Below are 1197 nucleotides of genomic sequence, written 5' to 3'. Positions count from 1 at the left end.
CGCCCGCCTCTGTCCAAGGAGGCGATGGCCAGCGATGCGCCCGGGATCAAGGCGATCGCCAGCGACGCAATTCTGGCCGAGAAGTCGATCCGGCATATCCATTCCGTCCAGGCCGTCGCGATCGACCGCGCGGCGCATACTGTGCGCCTGTCGGACGGATCGGTCCTGCCTTACGACAAGCTCCTGCTGGCAACCGGTTCGACGCCGCGCAAGCTGCCGATGCCGGGCCTGGGTCCGCGCTGCGTCTATCTCAGAACCTTCGCTGATGCGCTCGCCATTCGCGCGCATCTCACCCTCGGCAACCGTATCGCCATCATCGGCGGCGGCTTTATCGGCCTCGAACTCGCCGCCGCGGCCCGCAAGCTCGGTGCCGCGGTCACCGTCATCGAGGCGCAGCCTCGCATCCTGATTCGCGGCGTGCCGGCGGAGATCGCGGAAATCATCCATGAGGCGCATGTCGCCGAGGGCGTCGACATCCTGTGCGGCGACGGCATCGCGTCCATCGCCGACGATGGCAACGAGGTGCGCACCACACTTGCCGGCGGCCGGGAAATCGTCGCCGACCTCGCGATCATCGGCATCGGCGCCGTGCCGGTGGCCGGGCTTGCGGCCGAAGCGGGGCTGACGATCGACAATGGAATTGCAGTCGATGCCGAGCTGCGCAGCTGCGATCCCGACATCTTTGCCGCCGGCGATTGCTGCTCGTTTCCGCTCGCCGTCTATGGCGGCCGCCGGGTGCGGCTGGAAGCCTGGCGCAACGCCCAGGAACAGGGCGCGCTGGCGGCCAGGAACATGCTCGGCGCCGGCGAGGCGCATGCGGCGGTGCCGTGGTTCTGGTCGGATCAATATGGTCTGTCGCTGCAGATCGCCGGGCTCTCCGACGAGGGCAAAAACACCGTGCGCCGCGATCTCGGCGACGGCGCCTTCATCCTCTTCCATCTGGCTGAAGACGGCAGGCTGGTCGCGGCCAGCGGCATCGGCCCCGGCAACGCGGTCGCCCGCGACATCAGGCTGGCCGAAATGCTGATCGCCAAGCGGGCCAAGCCGGCGCCGGAAGCGCTGGGATCACCGGATGTGAAGCTGAAGTCGTTGTTGGCCGCCTGAGCCTACGCTCCCCCTTTTTGCGGGCCGCTGCGCAGCTGCGGGATGGGAGTGCGGCACCGCCCCTGACCTTCGGTCCGACCTGCCCTACAAGGG

The 1197-nt window shown here is 68.3% G+C and carries 1 protein-coding gene; it reads left to right on the top strand.

Annotation, left to right across the window (positions count from 1 at the left end):
- On the top strand, nt 1-1104 hold a 1104-nt coding region (locus EN994_RS32290; RefSeq protein WP_127308193.1), incomplete at its 5' end, for an FAD-dependent oxidoreductase.
- Nucleotides 1105-1197 lie beyond the last annotated feature (93 nt).

Origin of the sequence: Mesorhizobium sp. M7A.F.Ca.CA.002.09.1.1 (assembly GCF_003998555.1) — a bacterium.
GTDB lineage: Bacteria > Pseudomonadota > Alphaproteobacteria > Rhizobiales > Rhizobiaceae > Mesorhizobium > Mesorhizobium ciceri.
Note: the sequence above shows the minus strand (reverse complement) of the source record. Positions and strands in the feature narration are given on the sequence as shown.